This is a genomic window from Streptomyces sp. AK010 (assembly GCF_014207295.1).
GTDB lineage: Bacteria > Actinomycetota > Actinomycetes > Streptomycetales > Streptomycetaceae > Streptomyces > Streptomyces massasporeus.
On sequence record NZ_JACHCX010000012.1, the window covers coordinates 177,732 to 196,727 of the forward strand.

Annotated in this window: 18 protein-coding genes and 1 pseudogene; 12 read left to right on the top strand and 7 right to left on the bottom strand. The window is 71.6% G+C overall.

All coding sequences use genetic code 11. The annotated features are described in order from the left end of the window. The first annotated feature begins 427 nt into the window (after nucleotides 1-427). Nucleotides 428-865, top strand: a complete 438-nt coding sequence (locus HDC93_RS23330; protein ID WP_003974483.1) for a hypothetical protein — start codon at nucleotides 428-430, stop codon at nucleotides 863-865. A 168-nt stretch (nucleotides 866-1,033) separates the two neighbouring features. Here the strand turns inward: HDC93_RS23330 and HDC93_RS23335 are convergent, their stop codons facing one another. Beyond that, on the bottom strand, nucleotides 1,034-2,299 hold the full coding sequence (locus tag HDC93_RS23335) for a DUF418 domain-containing protein (RefSeq protein ID WP_185012792.1): 1,266 nt from the start codon (nucleotides 2,297-2,299) through the stop codon (nucleotides 1,034-1,036). A gap of 457 nt (nucleotides 2,300-2,756) precedes the next feature. Here HDC93_RS23335 and HDC93_RS23340 point away from each other — a divergent pair, with 457 nt between their 5' ends. Continuing rightward, complete coding sequence (locus tag HDC93_RS23340; RefSeq protein ID WP_185012793.1) at nucleotides 2,757-4,544, top strand: ABC transporter ATP-binding protein; 1,788 nt, start codon at nucleotides 2,757-2,759, stop codon at nucleotides 4,542-4,544. 30 nt (nucleotides 4,545-4,574) lie between these two features. Here the strand turns inward: HDC93_RS23340 and HDC93_RS23345 are convergent, their stop codons facing one another. The 4 genes from HDC93_RS23345 to HDC93_RS23360 form a co-directional block, all read right to left on the bottom strand. Then, nucleotides 4,575-5,684 carry a sensor histidine kinase gene (locus HDC93_RS23345; RefSeq protein WP_185012794.1) on the bottom strand — a complete coding sequence of 370 codons (1,110 nt, stop codon included), beginning with the start codon at nucleotides 5,682-5,684 and terminating at the stop codon, nucleotides 4,575-4,577. After that, nucleotides 5,681-6,376: a response regulator transcription factor gene (locus HDC93_RS23350; protein WP_185012795.1), complete on the bottom strand. Its 696-nt coding sequence runs from the start codon at nucleotides 6,374-6,376 to the stop codon at nucleotides 5,681-5,683. Before HDC93_RS23350 ends, HDC93_RS23345 begins: the two co-directional genes overlap by 4 nt. Before the next feature lie 267 nt (nucleotides 6,377-6,643). Beyond that, entirely contained in the window at nucleotides 6,644-7,132 is a 489-nt protein-coding gene (locus tag HDC93_RS23355; protein ID WP_185012796.1) for an ArsI/CadI family heavy metal resistance metalloenzyme, read from the bottom strand. 26 nt (nucleotides 7,133-7,158) lie between these two features. Beyond that, nucleotides 7,159-8,544 carry an NAD(P)-binding domain-containing protein gene (locus HDC93_RS23360; protein ID WP_311774606.1) on the bottom strand — a complete coding sequence of 462 codons (1,386 nt, stop codon included), beginning with the start codon at nucleotides 8,542-8,544 and terminating at the stop codon, nucleotides 7,159-7,161. A gap of 344 nt (nucleotides 8,545-8,888) precedes the next feature. On the opposite strand from HDC93_RS23360, the gene HDC93_RS23365 reads away from it, so the two are divergent. Beyond that, the gene (locus tag HDC93_RS23365; RefSeq protein WP_185012798.1) at nucleotides 8,889-9,266 is read left to right on the top strand and encodes a helix-turn-helix transcriptional regulator; all 378 of its coding nucleotides are present in this window, start codon (nucleotides 8,889-8,891) and stop codon (nucleotides 9,264-9,266) included. 98 nt (nucleotides 9,267-9,364) lie between these two features. Here HDC93_RS23365 and arsB read toward each other — a convergent pair whose 3' ends face one another. Together arsB and HDC93_RS23375 are read right to left on the bottom strand one after the other, a co-directional pair. Next, nucleotides 9,365-10,474 (bottom strand): ACR3 family arsenite efflux transporter, encoded by a 1,110-nt coding sequence (gene arsB, locus HDC93_RS23370; RefSeq protein WP_185012799.1) that lies wholly within the window; start codon nucleotides 10,472-10,474, stop codon nucleotides 9,365-9,367. Beyond that, nucleotides 10,471-10,779: a helix-turn-helix transcriptional regulator gene (locus tag HDC93_RS23375; RefSeq protein ID WP_185012800.1), complete on the bottom strand. Its 309-nt coding sequence runs from the start codon at nucleotides 10,777-10,779 to the stop codon at nucleotides 10,471-10,473. Before HDC93_RS23375 ends, arsB begins: the two co-directional genes overlap by 4 nt. A gap of 138 nt (nucleotides 10,780-10,917) precedes the next feature. Here HDC93_RS23375 and HDC93_RS23380 point away from each other — a divergent pair, with 138 nt between their 5' ends. The 9 genes and pseudogenes from HDC93_RS23380 to HDC93_RS23420 all read left to right on the top strand — a co-directional run. Continuing rightward, on the top strand, nucleotides 10,918-11,337 hold the full coding sequence (locus HDC93_RS23380; protein WP_185012801.1) for an arsenate reductase ArsC: 420 nt from the start codon (nucleotides 10,918-10,920) through the stop codon (nucleotides 11,335-11,337). Between the two features lie 178 nt (nucleotides 11,338-11,515). After that, complete coding sequence (locus HDC93_RS23385) at nucleotides 11,516-12,325, top strand: GNAT family N-acetyltransferase (protein WP_185012802.1); 810 nt, start codon at nucleotides 11,516-11,518, stop codon at nucleotides 12,323-12,325. A gap of 350 nt (nucleotides 12,326-12,675) precedes the next feature. Next, complete coding sequence (locus HDC93_RS23390) at nucleotides 12,676-12,996, top strand: hypothetical protein (RefSeq protein ID WP_260419714.1); 321 nt, start codon at nucleotides 12,676-12,678, stop codon at nucleotides 12,994-12,996. A 209-nt stretch (nucleotides 12,997-13,205) separates the two neighbouring features. Next, nucleotides 13,206-13,391, top strand: coding sequence for a hypothetical protein (locus HDC93_RS23395; protein WP_185012803.1), 186 nt, complete (start codon nucleotides 13,206-13,208; stop codon nucleotides 13,389-13,391). A 53-nt stretch (nucleotides 13,392-13,444) separates the two neighbouring features. Further along, the gene (thyX, locus tag HDC93_RS23400; RefSeq protein ID WP_031102742.1) at nucleotides 13,445-14,209 is read left to right on the top strand and encodes an FAD-dependent thymidylate synthase; all 765 of its coding nucleotides are present in this window, start codon (nucleotides 13,445-13,447) and stop codon (nucleotides 14,207-14,209) included. A 19-nt stretch (nucleotides 14,210-14,228) separates the two neighbouring features. Then, on the top strand, nucleotides 14,229-14,789 hold the full coding sequence (locus HDC93_RS23405) for a TIGR00730 family Rossman fold protein (protein WP_185012804.1): 561 nt from the start codon (nucleotides 14,229-14,231) through the stop codon (nucleotides 14,787-14,789). A 40-nt stretch (nucleotides 14,790-14,829) separates the two neighbouring features. Beyond that, nucleotides 14,830-15,879, top strand: coding sequence for an isopenicillin N synthase family oxygenase (locus HDC93_RS23410; RefSeq protein WP_221517034.1), 1,050 nt, complete (start codon nucleotides 14,830-14,832; stop codon nucleotides 15,877-15,879). Between the two features lie 56 nt (nucleotides 15,880-15,935). Further along, nucleotides 15,936-17,171, top strand: coding sequence for an ATP-grasp domain-containing protein (locus tag HDC93_RS23415; protein WP_185012805.1), 1,236 nt, complete (start codon nucleotides 15,936-15,938; stop codon nucleotides 17,169-17,171). 105 nt (nucleotides 17,172-17,276) lie between these two features. Further along, nucleotides 17,277-18,605: pseudogene (locus tag HDC93_RS23420) on the top strand (uracil-xanthine permease family protein); the annotation flags it as partial. Between the last annotated feature and the right edge of the window lie 391 nt (nucleotides 18,606-18,996).

Sequence of the window (18,996 nt, forward strand, 5' to 3'; positions counted from 1 at the left end):
CGGACGGGGCATGGGACAAGCGGCCCCCAGGTCGCCGTCGTCTGCGAGACTGGTCCCTGATACACACAGCTCAAACGGCCCGGAGTGGTCGGAGGCTGCGGAGATCCTGCGGACGGATGTTTCAGCGCACGTTTCGGCGGGCGGCCGTGGGGGAGGTCACTGACACGATGATCGGGTTGCGCGGCGGGGGCGACGCGTTCTGGAAAAGCAGTCGGGTGGAGATATGCATCGCGGTGGCGGACTGGGCGAGGGGACTGATGACCTGGGTCCTCGACGTGCCCGGCGGGGAAGGCACCGGCGCGAGGCGGAGGACGCTCAGGAGCCGCGTCAGACACAGGGTCGGCCGGGTGAACCGGAGCGGGCCGCCGGACGTACTGAACGCCAGGTGGACGATCTTTCGGCCGGGAGCAGCGGGAATGGTGGTCGGGTGGGGGTGACGTACAAGTACTTCGGTGCGCCCGACGGCGCGACCGCGGCCCGCGTCCCGATCTCGATGCGCCCCGAGGAGCTCGGCGGCGACGAGCTCGGCATGAACGGCATGTTCACGAAGATCAAGCCGGAGACCATGGCGGCCATGGTCCTCACGGGCATCGAAGGCGTTCCCCTGCACAAGGTCCCGCCCCTGGAACTGGTCGTCCTGCACCCCGACTACGCGGTGGTCAAACTCCCCATGACGGTCGTCGACCCCCTGCGCGGCATCGGCGAGGAGGCGGTGGGCGCGGCGGCCTTCATCTGGTCGACGGTCCCGGACCGGGGCGGCCCCCGGGACGCGTTCAACGTGTACCAACTGCTGCACGAGTGGCAGGACTTCAGCCACCGTCTGCATGAGGCGGGGCATCAGCCGTACTGCTTGGTGTGGCCCTGAGCTTGGGTTCGTGGGGGTTCGGGCGGGGTCTTCGGGCCTCGCCCTTTTGCGTGCCGGGAAGCGGTCGTCAAGCGGCCAGGGCACATCCAGGGCATTGAGCCCGCTTGCCGGATCCATGGGCGGTCCAGGCCGGGGTGGGGCGTGGAGGTGGGCCACCCCGGCCGGCCCTCATCGGAGGCGCTTCGCCGGCTTGGTGGCGGCGTTGAGCAGGTACTCCAGGGGGCCGCGGCGGAAGAAGCGGGACCAGATCGCCGCGAACACGATCGCCCCGAGGATGAACATGATCAGCGGCACCCAGGACTGCTGGGTGCTGGTCCCGGCGGGCACGGACAGCGCGGACTGTGCGAGGAAGTGGCCGACGTAGGCGGTCAGGGACATGGTGCCCACGGCGATGACCGGTTTGGCCAGGCGGCGCAGTCGCGGCAGGCGGTCCATCGCCACCGTCGCCCCGACGATCACGAGGATCGCGACACCGACGCTGCCGATGATGTCGAACGTGGTGCCGCTGTGCGGCCCTGCCGTCAGGAGCATCGACGCCGGCCGCTCGGGGAACGACCCGCCGTCGAGGGATACCGATCCACTGTCGAGGGGCAGTGAGCCCGAGCTGCCGGACGACCCGTCTTCGGCCATGCTCCGCAACGCGTCCTTTCCGGCGAGCAGCAAGGACATGCCGTATGCGGAAACGGTGAGAGCGGCACCGAGCGCGGCCAGGCGGCGCCGGACAGTGTCGGAGGACAGGTCGAGGCGGCCCAGCGCCATGCCCGCGATCACGAACGACATCCACGTGAGCGCGGGGTAGAAGCCGGTGAGCAGCAGATCGAGCACTCCCACCTCGCTGAGGCGGCGCAGCGGGTCATGGGCGTTGACGCTCTGCTGGACCGAGTCGCTCAGCAGCGAGGTCAGGGCGAAAGCCAGCTGCGGTGTGACGAGGGCGAACGCGGCCGCGATGATCGCGAGGGTCCTGGCGCGCAGTCGCACCAGGGGCAGGGCCAGCAGGAAGTAGACCCCGTAGAAGCCGAGGATGATCACTCCCCCGTACTCCATCGCCATCACGGTGCCCAGCGCCAGCAGGACGACGGCGCGGATCGCGATCCGGGCTTTCGCCTGCCGACCGGCCAGGCCGGTCTTGGGCTCGCGGCGGCCGGCGAGCAGCATCAGTGAGAACCCGGCCAGGGTGGCGAACAGGACCGACGAGTGCCCGTCCGCCAGGTAGCGGATCCAGCCGGCGACGCCGCCCGTGGCCGACAGCGGGGGGCCGATGTGCACGACGTACATGCCGAACACCGCCAGCGCGCGGGCCAGGTCCACCCCCACGAGGCGCCCCATCGAGGCACCGGGCGAGGCCGGCGCGGCGGACTCGGGGGAGGTTCGGGGCGGCGGAGGCGAGTTCTCCTGCGGAGCTGATGTCTCCTGCGGCGGCTGTGTCTGTGTCATACGGAGAACTTCGCGTGGACGTCAGAGGGCGGACCATCCGGCGGTCTTCGGTGAGTCCCCCGCCGATCGGCGGGTACCGCCCTGCCGACCGGCGGAGTCTCGGTCCCCGGCCGGTCCGGCGCGACCGGACGGCTGTCTTCTTCAGCCACTCGGCGGGGGTGGACCCGACGGTTGCCGGATGGGCGCGGGGCGGACGGGCTTCCAGGCTGGAGGCATGGCGCACCGTGCGCGACGCAACCGAGCGCGAGGACGTCCTCGGATCACCGGCCGACGTGACGGACCGTGACGCCGCCCCTGGCAGAGGCGAGTCCTCGTCCGCCCCGAGGTGGCCGAAGCCCTGGTGCACACCCTCGCCAGGAGCACAACCGGACTCGTCCACTGACCCGACACCTGCTCACGCCCTGGTGCGCCGGACCGCTGATGCGGTGCCCGGCACACTTCAGGAGAAAGGAATGCCGTGAACACCGCATCCGCCCCGACGACGGATGAGACTCCCCTGCCCCCGCGAGAAACGGTCAAGGCGCTGTACGCGTACATCCGGCCGCACCGGCGGGCCGTCGCCCTCGGCCTGCTGTGCGCCCTCGTCGGGGCCGCCGGGGGGCTGCTGCAGCCGCTGGCCACGAAGACACTGGTGGACCGGCTCGCCTCCGGTGAGACCATCACCGCAATACTGATCGCGCTCACCGTCCTGGTCCTCCTGGGCACGGCGGTCGAGGCGTTCGGCGCGTACGTGCTGGAGCGCACGGCGGAGTCGGTGGTCCTGGCCGCGCGGCGCACCCTGGCGGGGCGGTTGCTGCGGTTGCGGATCGCGGAGTGGGAGCGGGTCCCGCCGGGTGATCTGATGTCCCGGGTCACCTCGGACACCACGTTGCTGCGGGCGGTCAGCACCCAGGCGGTCGTCTCCGCGGCCACCGGCGCGGTGGCCTTCGTGGCGGCGATCGTGATGATGGCGTTCCTGGACGTCGTACTGCTGGGTGTGACGCTCGGTGTGGTCGTGCTGGTCGGCGGGGCCGCCGCGCTGGTGATGCCGCACATCGCCCGCGCCACCGAGCGGGCGCAGGAGGCGGTCGGGGAGATCTCCGTCGCGCTGGAGCGGTCCCTCGGGGCGTTCCGCACGGTGAAGGCGTCCGGTGCCGAGGAGCGGGAGACCGCCCGGGCGGAGGCGGCGGCGCGGCGGGCGTGGCGGCACGGTGTGAAGAGCGCGAAGTGGGAAGCCGTGGCGGGCTCGGCAGACGAACTCGCCGTCCAGCTGGCGTTCCTGGCGGTGCTCGGGGTCGGCGGGGCGCGGGTTGCGTCCGGGGAGATCCCCGTGTCCACCCTCATCGCCTTCCTGCTGTACCTCTTCTACCTGATCGAGCCGGTGTCCAAGCTGGTCGACGCCGTGTCCCACTATCAGGAGGGGGCCGCCGCGATCTCCCGGATCGCGCAGGTGGAACACCTGTCGACAGAGCCGGCCGACCGCCGGACGGGCACCCTGCCCAGGCAGGTGGCAACGGTGTCGGGTCCTGCGTCGGTCCGCTTCGAGGACGTGTCCTTCCGCTACCGTCCGGACCTGCCGTACACCCATCGGCAGGTGAGCTTCGAGGTGCCGCGCACCGGGATGACGGCCTTCGTCGGCCCCTCGGGCGCGGGCAAGTCGACGGTGTTCGCGCTCATCGAGCGGTTCCACGAGGCCACCGGCGGCCGAATCCTGGTCGACGGAAAGGACGTGCGGGACTGGTCCCTGGCCGAGCTGCGGTCCGCCATCGGGTACGTGGAACAGGACGCCCCGGTGCTGGCCGGCACTCTCAGGGAGAACCTGGTCTTCGCCGCGCCCGGCGCGACGGACGACGCCGTCCGCGACGTCCTGGCCCGGACGAAGCTCGACACCCTCGTCGACCGCCTGCCCCACGGCCTGGACACCCCGGTCGGACACCGCGGCTCGAAGCTGTCGGGCGGCGAGCGGCAGCGCGTCGCCATCGCCCGCGCCCTGCTGCGGCGGCCCAGGCTGCTGCTCCTGGACGAGGCGACCTCGCAGCTCGACGCCGTGAACGAGCTCGCGCTGCGGGACGTCGTCACACAGGTGGCCCGCGAGACCACCGTGCTGGTGGTGGCCCACCGCCTGTCGACGGTGACCGGCGCCGACCGGATCGTCGTCATGGAATCCGGCCGGGTCCGCTCGGTGGGCACCCACGAGGAACTGGTGGCCCAGGACCAGCTGTACGCGCGGCTGGCAGCCACCCAACTCCTGGCCACCGCGCGATGACCCACCGGAACAGCAGGGAGTTCCGGTCGGTCAGTCCGCCCCGAGCGGGATCCGCAGCCGCACCCGGTAGCCGCCTTCGGCCGTCGGGCCCGACTCCAGGGTCCCGTGCAGGATGTCGGCCCGTTCCCGCAGGCCGATCAGGCCCTGCTGCGAACCGGGCAGGGCCAGGGAGGGACGGGTGGGCGCGGTGTTGGTGACAGTCACTCCGACGTCGTCGCCGTCCTGCCACAGTTCGACGCGGGCCGCGGCGCCCGGGGCGTGCTTGCGTACGTTGGTCAGCGCCTCCTGGACCGTGCGGTAGACGGCTCGTTGGGCGGGGGTGCCCACGGCGGGCGGGAGCTCACCGGTCAGCTCCGCGTGAGTGCCGCTTGATTCCACCAGTCTGTGCAGGCCGGCGAGAGTGGGCTGAGGCGTCAGCTCGGTGGCGCGACCGCCGGAGGCGCGCAACAGCGTGACCATGGTGCGCAGTTCGTCGAGCGTGGTGACGCTCAGCGAACGGATCGTGCGGGCGGCCTCCTTGGCGTCCGCGTCCTTGGTGGCGACCTGGAGGGCTCCGGCCCGTACGGCGATCAGGCTGACCTGGTGGGAGACCACGTCGTGCATCTCCCGGGCCAGCTGGGCGCGTTCACGGGCGAGGACGGCCTGGGCGTGCAGGGCCCGCTCGTGTTCCCTGGCCTCCTCGATCTCGTCCAGCCGCCGCGCCAGGTCCCGTTGTGCCTGGAGAAACTGGCCGAAGAGGACCGGGGCGGCAGAGGTCGCCAGGCCGTACACGAAGAAGACCAGCGTCATGGTCCGGCCGGCCTCGGCCAAGGGCCACGGGGTACTGCCCGCGACGGCGGCCAGGGCGACGCACACCGCGAGGAGAGTGCGGTTGCGGGAGCGCTCGGCCAGAGTGAACAGCGCCACGAGCACAGCGACGGCGACATCCTGCATCAGCGCGATAGGCAGGGTGAGCAGGAACACGCCGAGCGGGAACCGGCGCCGGAACGCCAACGCGGCGCAGCCGACCGCGGCCAGCGCGACCCCGAGGCCAGTGTGCTCCCACATGTTCAGCCATACGTCCACGGCCGCCACCGCCACCAGAAGGAGGTCGACGACCGGAGTGGGAACCCGCTTCCAAGCAACTGGGGCGCGGCTCATCGTCCGGCCTGCGACCGCGGGCGCTCGTCGAGCAGCCCGGCCCGCTGCGCCAGCAGCGCGGCCTGCACCCGGCTCGTCACCCGCAGCTTCGTGAGGATCGCGCTGACATGGTCCTTGACCGTGCCGGCGCTCAAGTGGATGCGCGCCCCGATGTCCGCGTTCGACAGGCCCTCCGCCACCAGGACGAGGACATCGCGCTCCCGGGCGGTGAGCAGCCGGACGCGGGCCGCCTCCTCGTCGACGGCCGCCCCGCTGCCGGGGTGGCCCCGCAGCAGTGTCCGCGACGCCTTGGGGGACAGCACGACGCCGCCCGCGGCAAGGGTGCGCACCAGGTGGGCGAGCTGCTCCGGCTCGGTGTCCTTGAGGAGGAAACCGGCAGCGCCGGAGTGCAGCGCGGTCAGGATGTACTCGTCGGCGTCGAACGTCGTCAGCATCGCCACCACCGGCGGATCCGGCATCGCGCGCAGCTCGCGCAGGACGGTGAGCCCGTCGACGTCCGGCATCCGGATGTCCAGCAGGACCACGTCGGGCCGCTCCCGGCGCACGGTCTCCACGGCACCGCCCCCGCCTGCGGTCGCAACGACCTCGATGTCCTCGGCCGCACCCAGAATGAGTTCGAAGCCGGAACGGACCAGTGCCTCGTCGTCCACCACCACTACCCGGATCACGCGCTCCGCCTCACCTTCGTCCATGCCGTCCGGCCCATGCGGACTCGACCCTAAAGCCCCTGCACAGGCCCGGTGGCCGGACAGACGCCGGCTCCAGCCACACGGCGGGGCAGCTCCCACCGATCGGCAGGGAACACAGCCTTCTGCCGGCTCATCAAGGCCCCCAGGCGCGAAATTCCGGGCATGAATGCCTGCCCCGGCACGTGCCCCGAGGGCACATCCAGGGCACGTGAGCCCGGGAAACGGCGTCGACCGGTGAGAACTACCGAGAGGAGTCCCGGCAGGAGCGGCTCAGCAACAGCCGCGCGTCGCGACCGGATCACCGGGACTCCCGGCCCGGCTTTCGGCGGAGCTGTCGGAGCGATCGGCCCGACTGTCGCAACACGTGCTTCCCCGCTGCTTGGCCAGGGAGGCCGCGTCCGCCTTGACCACGTAGACCTCCCAGGGTTCCCGGCCGGGGCCGTGGACCCAGACCTTGTCCTGGAGGGCGTAGCAGCAGGTGGTGTCGTTCTCCACGTCGGTGGTCAGACCGGCGTCGCTCAGGCGGGTCGTCGCCGCCCGGACGGCATCGGTGTTCTCGACCTCGACGCCGAGGTGGTCCATGCGGGTCGCCTCTCCCGCCGCGCCCTCGATGAGGACGAGCTTGAGCGGGGGCTCGGCGATGGCGAAGTTGGCGTAGCCGTCGCGGAGCTTGGCGGGCTCGGTGCCGAACAGTTTGCTGTAGAAGGCGACCGACGCGGCCAGGTCGGGGACTCGAAGGGCGAGCTGTACGCGGGACATGGCGGACCTCTCTGGTTGCGGGGTGTTCAGCAGCCGCCGGAGCCTGCGTCCGGGGTGCCGATGCCGGTCTCGATCCGGGGCGCGCCGGTGGTCGAGCAGCATCCGGCGGCGTCCTGCTCGGCGTTCTCCGGCTCGTCGAACAGGCCCGCGCCACCGCACACCCCGGTTTCCGGCAGGGTCAGTTCGACGCGTTCGGCGGCCTCTCGGTCTCCGGCGATGGCCGCGGTGACGGAGCGGACCTGCTCGTAGCCGGTCATCGCGAGGAACGTCGGGGCGCGGCCGTAGGACTTCATGCCCACGAGGTAGACGCCCTGCTCGGGGTGGGACAGCTCGTGCACGCCGTGCGGGTAGACCGTGCCGCAGGAGTGGACGTTGGGGTCGATGAGCGGGGCGAGCGCGGTCGGGGCCTGGAGGCGTTCGTCGAGGCCGAGGCGGACCTCGGAGAGGAAGGACAGGTCGGGGCGGAAGCCGGTCAGGACGATGACCTCGTCGACCGGGTCGAGGCGGCGGCCGTCGTCGTCCACGAGGACGAGCCGGTCGCCGTCGCGCTCCACGGCCCGGGTGCGGAATCCGGTCGCCGTACCGGCGTGGCCGGCTTCGACGGCGGCCTTGGCGCGCAGGCCCAGGGCGCCGCGTGCGGGCAGTTGGTCGGCCTCGCCGCCGCCGAAGGTGGAGCCGGTGATGCCGCGGCGCAGGATCCACACGGCGTGGGTGCCCGGCTCGTCCTCGGCCAGGTCCGCGAGAGCGGCGAGGGCGGTGAAGGCGGAGGCGCCGGAGCCGACCACGGCGGTGCGCCGGCCCGCGTACCGGCCGCGCACGGCCGGGTCGCTCAGGTCGGGGACGCGGTAGGAGATGCGGTCTGCCGCGGACTTCTCACCGGTGGCGGGAAGGCCGTCGGCGCCCATCGGGCCCGGGGTGGACCAGGTGCCGGAGGCGTCGACGACCGCGCGGGCGCTGATCCGTTCCTCGCGGCCGTCGGCCAGGGCGATGTGCACGGTGAAGGGCTGCTCGTCGCGTCCCGCGTCGACGATGCGGTCGCGTCCGGCGCGGGCGACGCCGACCGCGGTCGCCCCGTAGCGGATCCTGTCGGCGAGGACGTCTGCGAGAGGCTGGAGGTAGTTCTCAACCCAGTCACCGCCGGTCGGGTACGCGGAGCCGTCCGGGCGGGTCCAGCCGGTCGGGGCGAGCAGCTTCTCGGCGGCCGGGTCGGTGATCTCCGACCAGGGGGAGAACAGGCGCACGTGCGCCCAGCCGCGTACGGCGGTGCCGGCGGACGGTCCGGCCTCCAGGACCAGCGGTTCGATGCCGCGCTCGACGAGGCGGGCTGCCGTGGCCAGGCCGACCGGGCCCGCTCCGACGACCACGACGGGCAGCTGTTCAGCGGCGAGCACGCCGTTGTTGGGCACGGCCACGGGATTCCCCTTTGCTTCGACATTCATCGATGGCTTGTGGTGCCAGCATGGCACCTGCTTCGATGACCGTCAACATAGACATTCATCGAATTGAAGGAGGGTGAGGGAAAGGGCCGCCACGGCCGGGAGGAGAGGGCCGCCCCGGCTGAGAGGGGAGGGCCGCACCGACTGGGAGGGGAGGGCCACCCCGGCCGAGAGGGGAGGGCCACCCCAGCCGAGAGGGGAGGGCCGCACCGACCGAGAGGGGAGGGCCGCACCGGCCGAGAGGGGAGGGCCGCACCGACCGAGAGGGGAGGGCCGCACCGGCCCTCGTCGACTGGTTCGACGTATGTCAACATAGATACATGTCGAATACGAAGGTGCTGCCGCTGCTGGAGCCCGAGGTCCCCGAGACCGTGGCGCCGTGCTGCCCGCCGCTCACCGAGCGCCCGTTCACCGCGGAGGAGGCCGAGACGGCCGCGCGGATGTTCAAGGCCCTGGGAGACCCGGTACGGCTGCGGCTGTTCTCGGCCGTGGCCTCGCACGAGGGCGGCGAGGCGTGCGTGTGCGACATCTCCGATGTCGGCGTCTCCCAGCCGACCGTGTCCCATCACCTGAAGAAGCTCAAGGACGCCGGCCTGCTGACCTCCGAGCGGCGCGGCACCTGGGTCTACTACCGGGTGGAGCCGTCCGTACTGGCCGCGATGGGCAAGCTGCTGACCATCGCGCCGTCCGCGGCCTGACGATCGGCCCGCCGTGTGAACGTCGGCGCCCGCCCGCAGCCCCGCCGGCCCGAACGCGCTCCGGGCCTCACGCGAGCAGGCGGGCCAGCGCGCTCGTATCAACTCTCCCGCGGCGCCGCCGTCAGCTGCCGACCGGTGCTGAACCTCCGCCGCCAGGCCAGCGACACGTACACCAGAGCCACCAGCACCGGGACCTCGATCAGCGGGCCGACGACACCGGACAGGGCCTGCCCGGAGGTGACGCCGAAGGTGGCGATGGCGACCGCGATGGCCAGTTCGAAGTTGTTGCCGGCCGCCGTGAAGGCGAGCGTGGCGGTGCGGTCGTAGGCGAGTCCGATGACCTTGCCGAGGGCGAACGTGCCGAACCACATCACCGCGAAGTACACCAGCAGCGGAAGCGCGATACGGGCGACGTCCAGCGGCTGCGAGGTGATCGTCTTCCCTTGCAGGGCGAAGAGGACGACGATCGTGAAGAGCAGGCCGTACAGGGCCCACGGGCCGATCTTCGGCAGGAAGCCCGACTCGTACTTCTCGCGGCCGAGCTTCCGTTCGCCGATGCGGCGGGTGAGGAAGCCGGCCAGCAGCGGGATGCCGAGGAAGATGACGACGTTCAGGGCGATCTTCCACATGGCGATGTCGAGGTGTGCGCCGTCGCCCAGGCCCAGCCGGCCGGGCAGCAGGTCGAGGTAGAACCAGCCGAGCAGACCGAACGCCAGGACCTGGAAGACCGAGTTCAGGGCCACGAGTACGGCGGCGGCTTCGCGGTCGCCGCAGGCGAGGTCGTTCCAGATGACGACCATCGCGATGCAGCGGGCGAGGCCGACGATGATCAGGCCGGTGCGGTACTCGGGCAGGTCCGGCAGGAAGATCCAGGCCAGCGCGAACATGACCGCCGGGCCGACGACCCAGTTGACGACCAGCGACGAGGCCATGAGCCGCCGGTCGCCGGTGACGGCGTCGAGCTTGTCGTAGCGGACCTTGGCCAGCACCGGGTACATCATGACCAGCAGGCCGATGGCGATCGGCAGCGAGATGCCGCCGATCTCGACCTTGGCGAGGGCGCCGTCGAGGCCGGGGATCACGCGCCCGAGACCGAGGCCGATGGCCATGGCGAGGAGGATCCACACGGCGAGGAAACGGTCGAGCGTGGAGAGCTTCGCGACGACCGAGGACTCCTCGGCGGTCGCGGGTGCTTCGGTGCGGGTCACGGGCAGGCCCTCTTGTTGTCGGCGGCATTGCGAGCGGACTCGGCCAGGTCGGCGAACCGGCCGGCGAGCCGAGCGATGACGTCCGGGCGGAGCCGGTAGTACGTGTACCGGCCGCACGGCTCCGTCTCGACGACCCCTGCCTCGCGCAGCACCCGCAGGTGGTTGGAGAGGTTGGTCTGCCGGGCACCGGTCTCCTCCACCAGGTGCGTGGTGCACAGCGTCTCTCCGGCCAGCAGGGTCACGATGCGAAGCCTGAGCGGGTCGGCCAGAACCCGGATCAGATCAGTGTCGACTGACGTCATCATGGGCTGATACTTTCACATCGTTCCGAGCCGCGGGCCGACCGGCCGGGGCCGCTACCCGGAACCCCTTGTTTCCCCGGCCGAGCACCTGGATCCGCACCACCCGCGTGACGGCACGCACCACCGACGAAGGAAGAACCGATGTCCTCCAGCCCGCTCGCCTCCGTGCTGTTCGTCTGTGTCCACAACGCCGGACGCTCGCAGATGGCTGCCGGATTCCTCTCCCACCTCGCGGGCGACCGGATCGAGGTCCGCTCCGCCGGCTCCGTCCCGGGCGATCAGGTCAACCCCTCCGCAGTCGAGGCCATGAAGGAGGTCGGCGTCGACATCGCCGGCGCCGAGCCGAAGATCCTCACCACCGAGGCCGTCCAGGCGTCCGACTACGTCATCACCATGGGTTGCGGCGACGCCTGCCCGGTCTTCCCCGGCAAGAAGTACCTCGACTGGGCCCTGGAGGACCCGGCCGGCAAGGGCGTCGAGGCCGTCCGCCCCATCCGTGACGAGATCCGGCAGCGCATCGAGGCACTGATCGCCGAGATCGACGCCCGGCAGCAGGCCTGAGGCCCGAGCCGGGCACCCGCGCACGCGAGAACCTGTGGCCCCCGTCTTCGCGGGGCGCACGGTCGGTCACCCCTCGCTTACCGGCCAAAACAGCTCACCGGACTCGGGCGGGAGGATGAGCCCGGCTCGCGACGGGCAGTACGAGTGCGGCAGTCGTCGGTGACCTGAGGGGGACCCCGTGCGTGATCTCGCGGACTCGATCGAATCGGTGGAGCAACTCGCCGCGGTCTGGCGGGTCATGGTGCTCGACCGGGATCCGCGGGCCGACGTGCGGGACCTGCCTGGCATCGCCGTGCGGTGGGCGGACTGCCGGTTCGCCTTCTGGAACTGTCTGACCCTGACGGACGTCGGCGCGGACGCCGGGTTGCTGAAGCAGCGGCTGAACGAGGCCGCCGGGATCATGCGGTCGAAGTCCCGCCCCGGGTTCTTGTGGGTCTTCGAGGACCTGCTCGACGACCCGGCGCGCGCCGCGCTCGGGGAGGCCGCCGAGGAAGCGGGGCTCGCCTACGCCTTTCCCGGCACCGGCATGGCGGGCGATCTGCTGCCGATCCCCGAGCCGGCCCATCCCGAGCTGACCTTCGTGCGCGTGACCGACGACGAACTCCTCGCGGCCTACGCGGACATCAACGCGCGTGCCTACGGGTTCCCGTCGGAGGACGGGCGGGACGGGCTCGCCGGGTCCGCGTTGTGGAAGAGCGGCGTGTTCGCGTATCTCGGTCTGCGGGACGGGGTCCCGGTGACGTGCGCCGCCACCGTCGAGGCGGACGGACGGCTCTTCGTCGTGCTCGTCGCCACCGATCCGGCGTGGGAGCGGCACGGGTACGGGGAGGCCGTGACCCGCAAGGCGCTGCACGAGGGGGCCCGGGCCACCGGACTGACCCGGGCGACGCTGCACGCGACCGCCGCCGGAGCGCCCGTCTACCCGCGGATCGGGTTCCGGCCGAACTCCCCGATCGGGTTCTACTCGCTCGCCGACCTCGCGGACTGATCGTCCCGGGCCGCGGTCGTGGCGGCACCCGTCGTCGTCCTCGCGGCCACCGGAGCCGTCGTCCCCCCGGGGGATCACGTGCGCCGGCAGGACGATGTGGCGTTCGTGGTCGCCGTCCGAGTCGTCGATGAGCTTCAGGGCCGGCTCCCCCGCCGGCCGGCCCATCTCCGAAGGCGACTGCGCCACCGTCGACAGATCGAACCACTCCGCCGGCGGCTGACCGCGCGCACCGCCGCCCTGCACAACCCTGCACTGCACGCCTATGACCCTTCCGGGCGCCCTGTATGCGCCAGCACAGTCGTTCTGCTTCTGCGTCCAGCCCCGTACGAACGACTTCTAGGAAGGCCCGTATGAGAACCGAGTTGGACACACCCCAGCAGACCCCCAGCGCGGCCGCCCTGCTGCAGGGTGCCCGCAGTGCCGTGGAGCAGAGCTACCCCTGCGACGACTCGCTCGCCCGGGCCGCGCTGCATCTCATCGAGTGCGCCACGGACGTCGTGGTGCGGCTGCCCGAGCGCGATCTGGCCTCCGCCCGTGACGTGCTGGGCGCGGCCCGGGCCGCCGTGGTGACGGCGACCGTGGCCGTGCGCGAGATCCACGACCGGGAACGCGGCGAGCAGGTCGCCGCCCCCGCCGGCCCCGGAAGGGTGGTCTGCGGACTCGACCGATAGGCGTTGCGTTCAACGAAGTTGCCCCGTCGCCGAGGAGCGGTTTCCAGCCGCCGGCGACGGGGCTCTTCGCATATGCCGGAAGGTACCTGCAGGGGATTCCCACCTACGCACTGCACAAGTGTGACCTTATTGCGGAGCACTCGCGACCGAAGAATGGACATTGCGAGCGGGGGAGCCGCTCAAAACACCGGAAGAGAAAGAGGAACGAAATGCTCCGCACGATCTCCCTTCACCTGACCGCCACCCGCGCCCGTGGTCTGCGCACCCTGACCGCCGTCGCCGCCGCCGGTTTCCTCGCCGCCGCAGCCGCCCCCGCGGTCGCCGGCCCGGCCGGTACCCCCGCCGCCACGACGGTCGTCGCGGGCGAGACACCCGACGACCACGGCTGGGACTGACCCGCACAACTTCAGCCAGTCGACATCAAGCCAGGTCAACGGAGGGAAACGCAATGACGATCAGCCCGGCGATCGAGACCGCCCCCGACGAGAGCACCGTCTTCACCCCCGAGATCGAACTGCGCAGCGAGATCACCGTCGAGCTCGTCGATCACACCGCGTCCGACCTCGGCGTCGTCCGTGCGGCGCGCGTGTCCACGGCCGGCGAGGAGGCGCACCGCGAGGAACGCGGCGACGATTACATAGGCGGTCTCATCCGATATCTCATGCGCAGCCGCCACGGCAGCCCTTTCGAGCACAACTCCATGACGTTCCTGGTACACGCGCCGATTTTCACGATCCGGCACATGATGCGGCACCGAATGTGGTCCTTCAACGAGGAAAGTGCGCGCTACAAGGACCTGAAGAGCGTGTTTTACGTACCGGACCGCGAGCGCGCCCTGAAGCAGATCGGCAAGCCGGGCCACTACCAGTACGTGCCGGGCGACGAGCAGGACTACGACCTGGTGAGCACCGCCACGAGTGAGGCCTACCGTGCCGCGTTCCGCGAGTACCAGCGGATGCTCGACGCCGGCATCGCCCGCGAACTGGCCCGCGTGGTCCTGCCGGTGGCGACGTACTCCACCGTCTACGCGACCTGCAACGCCCGTTCCCTGATGCACTTCCTGGGCCTGCGCACCAACCGTGCCGACGCCGCCTACGTCTCACACCCGCAGCGCGAGATCGAGGTCGTGGCCGAGCAGATGGAGGAGCAGTTCGCCCGTCTGATGCCGCTGACCCACGAGGCGTTCGAGAAGTTCGGCCGGGTCAGCCCCTGACCCGGAGGGGGTCCCTGCCATGCGTATCACCGTCTACGCGGGATCGGCCCTGGGCAACCGGCCGGTCTACCGGGAAGCGGCGGCCGTGTTCGCCAAGGAGATGGTCGCCGCGGGCCACGAGATCGTCTACGGCGGCGGAGCGGCGGGCCTCATGGGTGTGGTCGCCGACTCCGCGCTGGCCGCCGGCGGCCGGGTCACCGGCGTCATGCCGACCCATCTCGTCGACGCCGAGGTCGCCCACCGGGGTCTGACCGAACTGCACGTCGTCGACACCATGCACCAGCGCAAGCAGCTCATGGCCGACCTCGCGGACGCGTTCATCGCACTGCCGGGCGGGGTGGGCACCGCCGAGGAGATCCTCGAGGTGTGGGCCTGGCTCGTGCTCGGCACGCATCAGAAGCCCGTCACGCTGCTGAACGTCGAGGGCTACTGGGACCGGCTGCTGCGCATGACCTGCCGCATGTCCCTCAGCGGCTTCCTGCGCGAGGAGGAGCTCGGCACCCTCGCGCCCGTCGCGGACGCCGCCGGGTTCCTGCGCCTCGTGCGGGACTGGGAGCCCCCGCCGCCGCGCTGGGGCTGACCGGAACCCTTCGTCAGGGCTGAAACCGAGAGTAGGAGCGATGTCGCTACTGAATGCTGAGAGCGCGGTCGGCACGGCCGCCGAGGTGACCGTGGTCGAGGGCTATGTCCCGGTGATCGACCTGAGTTCGGCACGGTCGTCGGCCGCGGCGGACCGCCGGCTCGGCGCCGTGATCGACGAGGTCTGCCGCACCAGCGGATTCCTCGTGATCGTCGGTCACGGGGTGCCGCAGGACGCCATCCGGGAGATGTACCGGGCCACCCGCGAGTTCTTCGCGCTGCCCGCCGAGGAGAAGGCGAAGCTGCTGGCGGTCCCGGAGGACCCGCTGATGCGCGGCTTCGGCCGCAAGGGGAGCCTCGCCGCCTCCAACACGGACGCCGAGGTGGAGCGCGAGCGCAGCCTGCCCGACGTCTCCGAGACCTTCACGATCAACCGGCTCGGTGAGCCGGACGGCAAGGACCGCCTCCCCGCCGACGCCGACCCGGCACTGGCCACCCCGAACCACTGGCCCGCGCTGCCCGGCTTCGCCGAGGCCTACCGGTCCTACTACGGGGCCATGGAGGTCCTGGCCGGCGACATCATGCGGCTGTTCGCGCTCGCCCTCGACCTGCCCGAGGACTGGTTCGAGGACAAGATCGACCGGCACATGACGAATCTGACGGCGAACTACTACCCGCGTCAGACCGTGGCGCCGGCCCCGGGCCAGCTGCGCAAGGGCATCCACAGCGACTGGGGCAGCCTGACGATCCTGTACCAGGACGACGGCCCCGGCGGCCTCCAGGTCCTGGACAAGAACGGCGACTGGCTCGACGTCCCTTACATCGAGGGCTCGTTCGTGGTGAACATCGGCGACCTGATGGCGATCTGGACCAACAACCGCTGGGTGAGCACGGTCCACCGGGTCGTGAACCCGCCGCGTGAACTGGCTGACAGGGAACGTTATTCGGTGCCGTTCTTCCACCAGCCGTCCTACGATGCGCTGATCGAGTGCATCCCCACCTGTACCGGGCCGGACAACCCGCCCAGGCACGCGTCGGTACGTTCCGGCGACTACATCACCGGGAAGTTCAGCAGGGCGTACGGCGGTTGACGGTGGAGCCCGCGAGACGCCGGGCGGTGGTACCGGTGAGAGCAAGGTGAGATGACGTGGCCAGAGCAGCTCTGCTTCTCGGCGTCGAGAACACGGCGGCCGAGTGCATCGTGCGGGCGGCGCGGCGCCTCGACGTGCGCGTGCACGCCGCCACGCACCGGGACTTGTACGAGCGGTGCCGTCCGCAGATCCGCGGAGAGCTGGGCGGGGTGGTGTTCACGGACTTCCGCTCCGCCGACCAGGCCGTCGACCAACTCGCCGAGTACTGCGCCCGGCAGGGCATCGAGGCGGTGGCGGTCAGCGGGGCGCAGTTCTCCCCGCTGGCCGCGGCCCTCGCCGTCCGGCTGGGTGCGCCGGGGCACTCCGTGAGCCTCGCTCCGGCCAGCCGTCACAAGTGGCAGATGGCGCAGGCGCTGCAGCGGGGCGGCGTGCCCAGTGCGCGCACCGTCGCCCTGGTCTCCTTCGAGGCCGCCGAGCAGCGCCTGGCGGCGGCCGGTCTCGACTACCCCGTCGTGGTGAAACCGGTGGAGAACACCGGGTCGGTGGGCGTTACCGTGATGGACGGACCCGGGGAGCTCCGGCCGGCGGTCCGCCGGGCGCTGAACCACTCCTCGGATCCGACGTACGGCCTCGCCTACGACACCGTGGCCCTCGCCCAGGAGTACCTGGAGGGCCCGGAGTACAGCATGGTGAGTGTGCTGCACTCGGGGAACTGCACCCACTCGGTGCTGACCCGGAAGTACACGACCGAGGGCCGGGAGCGTGAGGAGACCGGGTACACCGTGCCGCACGGCCTGGACGAGCGGACGGCGGCCCGGGCGGCCGGCACCGTGCTGCGGGGTCTGCGGGCACTCGGCCTGCGGGACGGGATCGCACACACCGACCTGAAGCTGACGCCGGACGGCCCGGTGCTCATCGAGATCGACGCCGGCCCGCCCGACGGGGCCGTGCTGCAGGCGATCCAGCACGCCACCGGAATCGATCTGGCCGAGGCGTACGTCCAGGCCGTGCTCGGCGAGCAGCCGGCGGCGCGGCCGGTGCGCCCGGGCGCCGCCGCGCTGCGCTTCATCAACACCTCGGCGCACGGCACCTTCCGGGGCCTGACCGGGCTCGTGCTGAACCCGCATCTGGCCGCCGCGCGTTCCTACGTCGACCCGGGCGAACTGGTCGGCGGGGCGGCGGCGACCCACACCCGGGTGGGCCATGTGATCGTCACGGCGGACGCTCCGGCGGAGGCCGACCGGCGGGCCGAGGCCGTCATGACACTGGTCGACTGCGACGTGGAGGCCTGAGCCCACCCCGCACCGGCACACGGTCGACGGCGGCCCACCCCCTTTGATTCGTACACCAGTTCGTGGCCGTCGTCGTGCGGCATGACCGAAAACCGGAGAGATCCCATGAAGGACACGGAAGGTCCGGCGCGAAGAAGGCTGGGCGTGGGATGGCGGCTGCACGGCGACGGCCGGGCGCCCCGGCCCGGAGCGGCCGTGCTGCCGCACGAGCGCCTCTCCTGGCCCCGCACCCTGGGCCTGGGCGCCCAGCACGTGGTGGCGATGTTCGGCGCCACGTTCGTCTTCCCCGTGGTGATGGGCCTCGACCCGAACCTCGCCATCATGATGTCCGGCGTCGCGACCGTGCTGTTCCTGCTCGTCGTGCAGGGCCGGGTGCCGAGCTATCTGGGCACCAGCGCGTCGTTCGTCGGCGGGGTCGCCGCGATCCGCGCGGCGGGCGGCAGCACGGCCGAGGTCACCGGCGCGATCGTGGTCGCGGGCCTGGTCCTCGCGGTCGTCGGCCTGCTCGTCCACCGCATGGGACCGGGCCTGGTCAACCGGGCGTTCCCGCCCGTGGTGGCCGGTGCGGTGGTGCTGCTGATCGGCCTCAGCCTGGCCCCGGTGGTGGCGGACATCTACTGGCCGCAGGACCAGTGGACGGCGCTCGCGACCATGGGCGTGGTCATCGCGGCGGGCGTGCTGTTGAGCGGCTTCTGGAGCCGGCTCGCCGTGTTCGTCGGACTCGTCTTCGGCTACGTCCTGTCCTGGGTCCTGGACCGGGTGGCCGGCCCGATCACCGCGCCCGGCCCGGACGGCCAGGTCACCACGCACGCACGCGTGCAGCTGGACTCGGTCGCCTCCGCCGACTGGTTCGGGCTGCCCACCCTGCACTCCCCGTCCTTCAGCGTCTCCGCGGCGCTGCTCGTGCTGCCGGGCGTGATCGCGTTGATCGCGGAGAACACCGGGCACGTCAAGGCGGTGGGCGAGATGACCGGCGAGAACCTCGACCCGGTGCTCGGCCGTGCCGTGCTCGGCGACGGCCTTGCCACCGCGGTCTCGGCGGCGGTCGGCGGCCCGCCCACGACGACGTACGCGGAGAACATCGGCGTGATGGCGGCGACCCGGGTCTACTCCACCGCCGCGTACTGGGCGGCCGCGGGCGCGGCACTGGCCTTCGGGCTCTGCCCCAAGTTCGGCGCGCTCGTCGCGGCCACGCCCGGCGGGGTGCTGGGCGGCATCACGGTGGTGCTCTACGGGATGATCGGGCTGCTCGGCGCCAAGATCTGGATCAAGGCGCGGGTGGACTTCTCGGACCCGGTCAACCTGGTGCCCATCGCGGCCGGTTCGGTCCTCGGCATCGGCGGGGTCACCGTCACCCTGGGCGACTTCTCCGTCGGCGGCATCGCGCTGGGCACGGTGGTGACGCTGCTGGGGTACCACCTGCTGGCCGCGGGTCGCCGCTGGGGCACGGAGGTACCGGGGCCGGCATCCCAGCCGGCCGCCGGGGACCGACCGGAAGCGCCTCGGCCGGCCGCCGGGAACCGGACGGAGGAACCGCGGCCTGCCGCCGGGAACCAGCCGGAGGAACCGCAGCCTGCCGCCGGGAACCAGCCGGAGGAACCGCGGCCTGCCGCCGGGAACCAGCCGGAGGAACCGCGGCCTGCCGCCAGGAACCAGCCGGTGGAACCGCGGCCTGCCGCCAAAAGCCGGCCGGAGGAACCGCAGCCTGCCGCCAAAAGCCGGCCGGAGGAACCGCAGCCTGCCGCCAAAAGCCGGCCGGAGGAACCGCAGCCTGCCGCCAAAAGCCGGCCGGAGGAACCGCAGCCTGCCGCCAAAAGCCGGCCGG

Coding starts and splice junctions, on each gene's coding strand:
- HDC93_RS23405 (WP_185012804.1), top strand. CDS start 14,229: ATGCGTATCACCGTCTACGCGGGATCGGCCCTGGGCAACCGGCCGGTC.
- HDC93_RS23375 (WP_185012800.1), bottom strand. CDS start 10,779: ATGATGACGTCAGTCGACACTGATCTGATCCGGGTTCTGGCCGACCCG.
- thyX (WP_031102742.1), top strand. CDS start 13,445: ATGACGATCAGCCCGGCGATCGAGACCGCCCCCGACGAGAGCACCGTC.
- HDC93_RS23365 (WP_185012798.1), top strand. CDS start 8,889: ATGTCGAATACGAAGGTGCTGCCGCTGCTGGAGCCCGAGGTCCCCGAG.
- HDC93_RS23380 (WP_185012801.1), top strand. CDS start 10,918: ATGTCCTCCAGCCCGCTCGCCTCCGTGCTGTTCGTCTGTGTCCACAAC.
- HDC93_RS23395 (WP_185012803.1), top strand. CDS start 13,206: ATGCTCCGCACGATCTCCCTTCACCTGACCGCCACCCGCGCCCGTGGT.
- HDC93_RS23345 (WP_185012794.1), bottom strand. CDS start 5,684: ATGAGCCGCGCCCCAGTTGCTTGGAAGCGGGTTCCCACTCCGGTCGTC.
- HDC93_RS23350 (WP_185012795.1), bottom strand. CDS start 6,376: ATGGACGAAGGTGAGGCGGAGCGCGTGATCCGGGTAGTGGTGGTGGAC.
- HDC93_RS23355 (WP_185012796.1), bottom strand. CDS start 7,132: ATGTCCCGCGTACAGCTCGCCCTTCGAGTCCCCGACCTGGCCGCGTCG.
- HDC93_RS23390 (WP_260419714.1), top strand. CDS start 12,676: ATGAGAACCGAGTTGGACACACCCCAGCAGACCCCCAGCGCGGCCGCC.
- HDC93_RS23410 (WP_221517034.1), top strand. CDS start 14,830: ATGTCGCTACTGAATGCTGAGAGCGCGGTCGGCACGGCCGCCGAGGTG.
- HDC93_RS23335 (WP_185012792.1), bottom strand. CDS start 2,299: ATGACACAGACACAGCCGCCGCAGGAGACATCAGCTCCGCAGGAGAAC.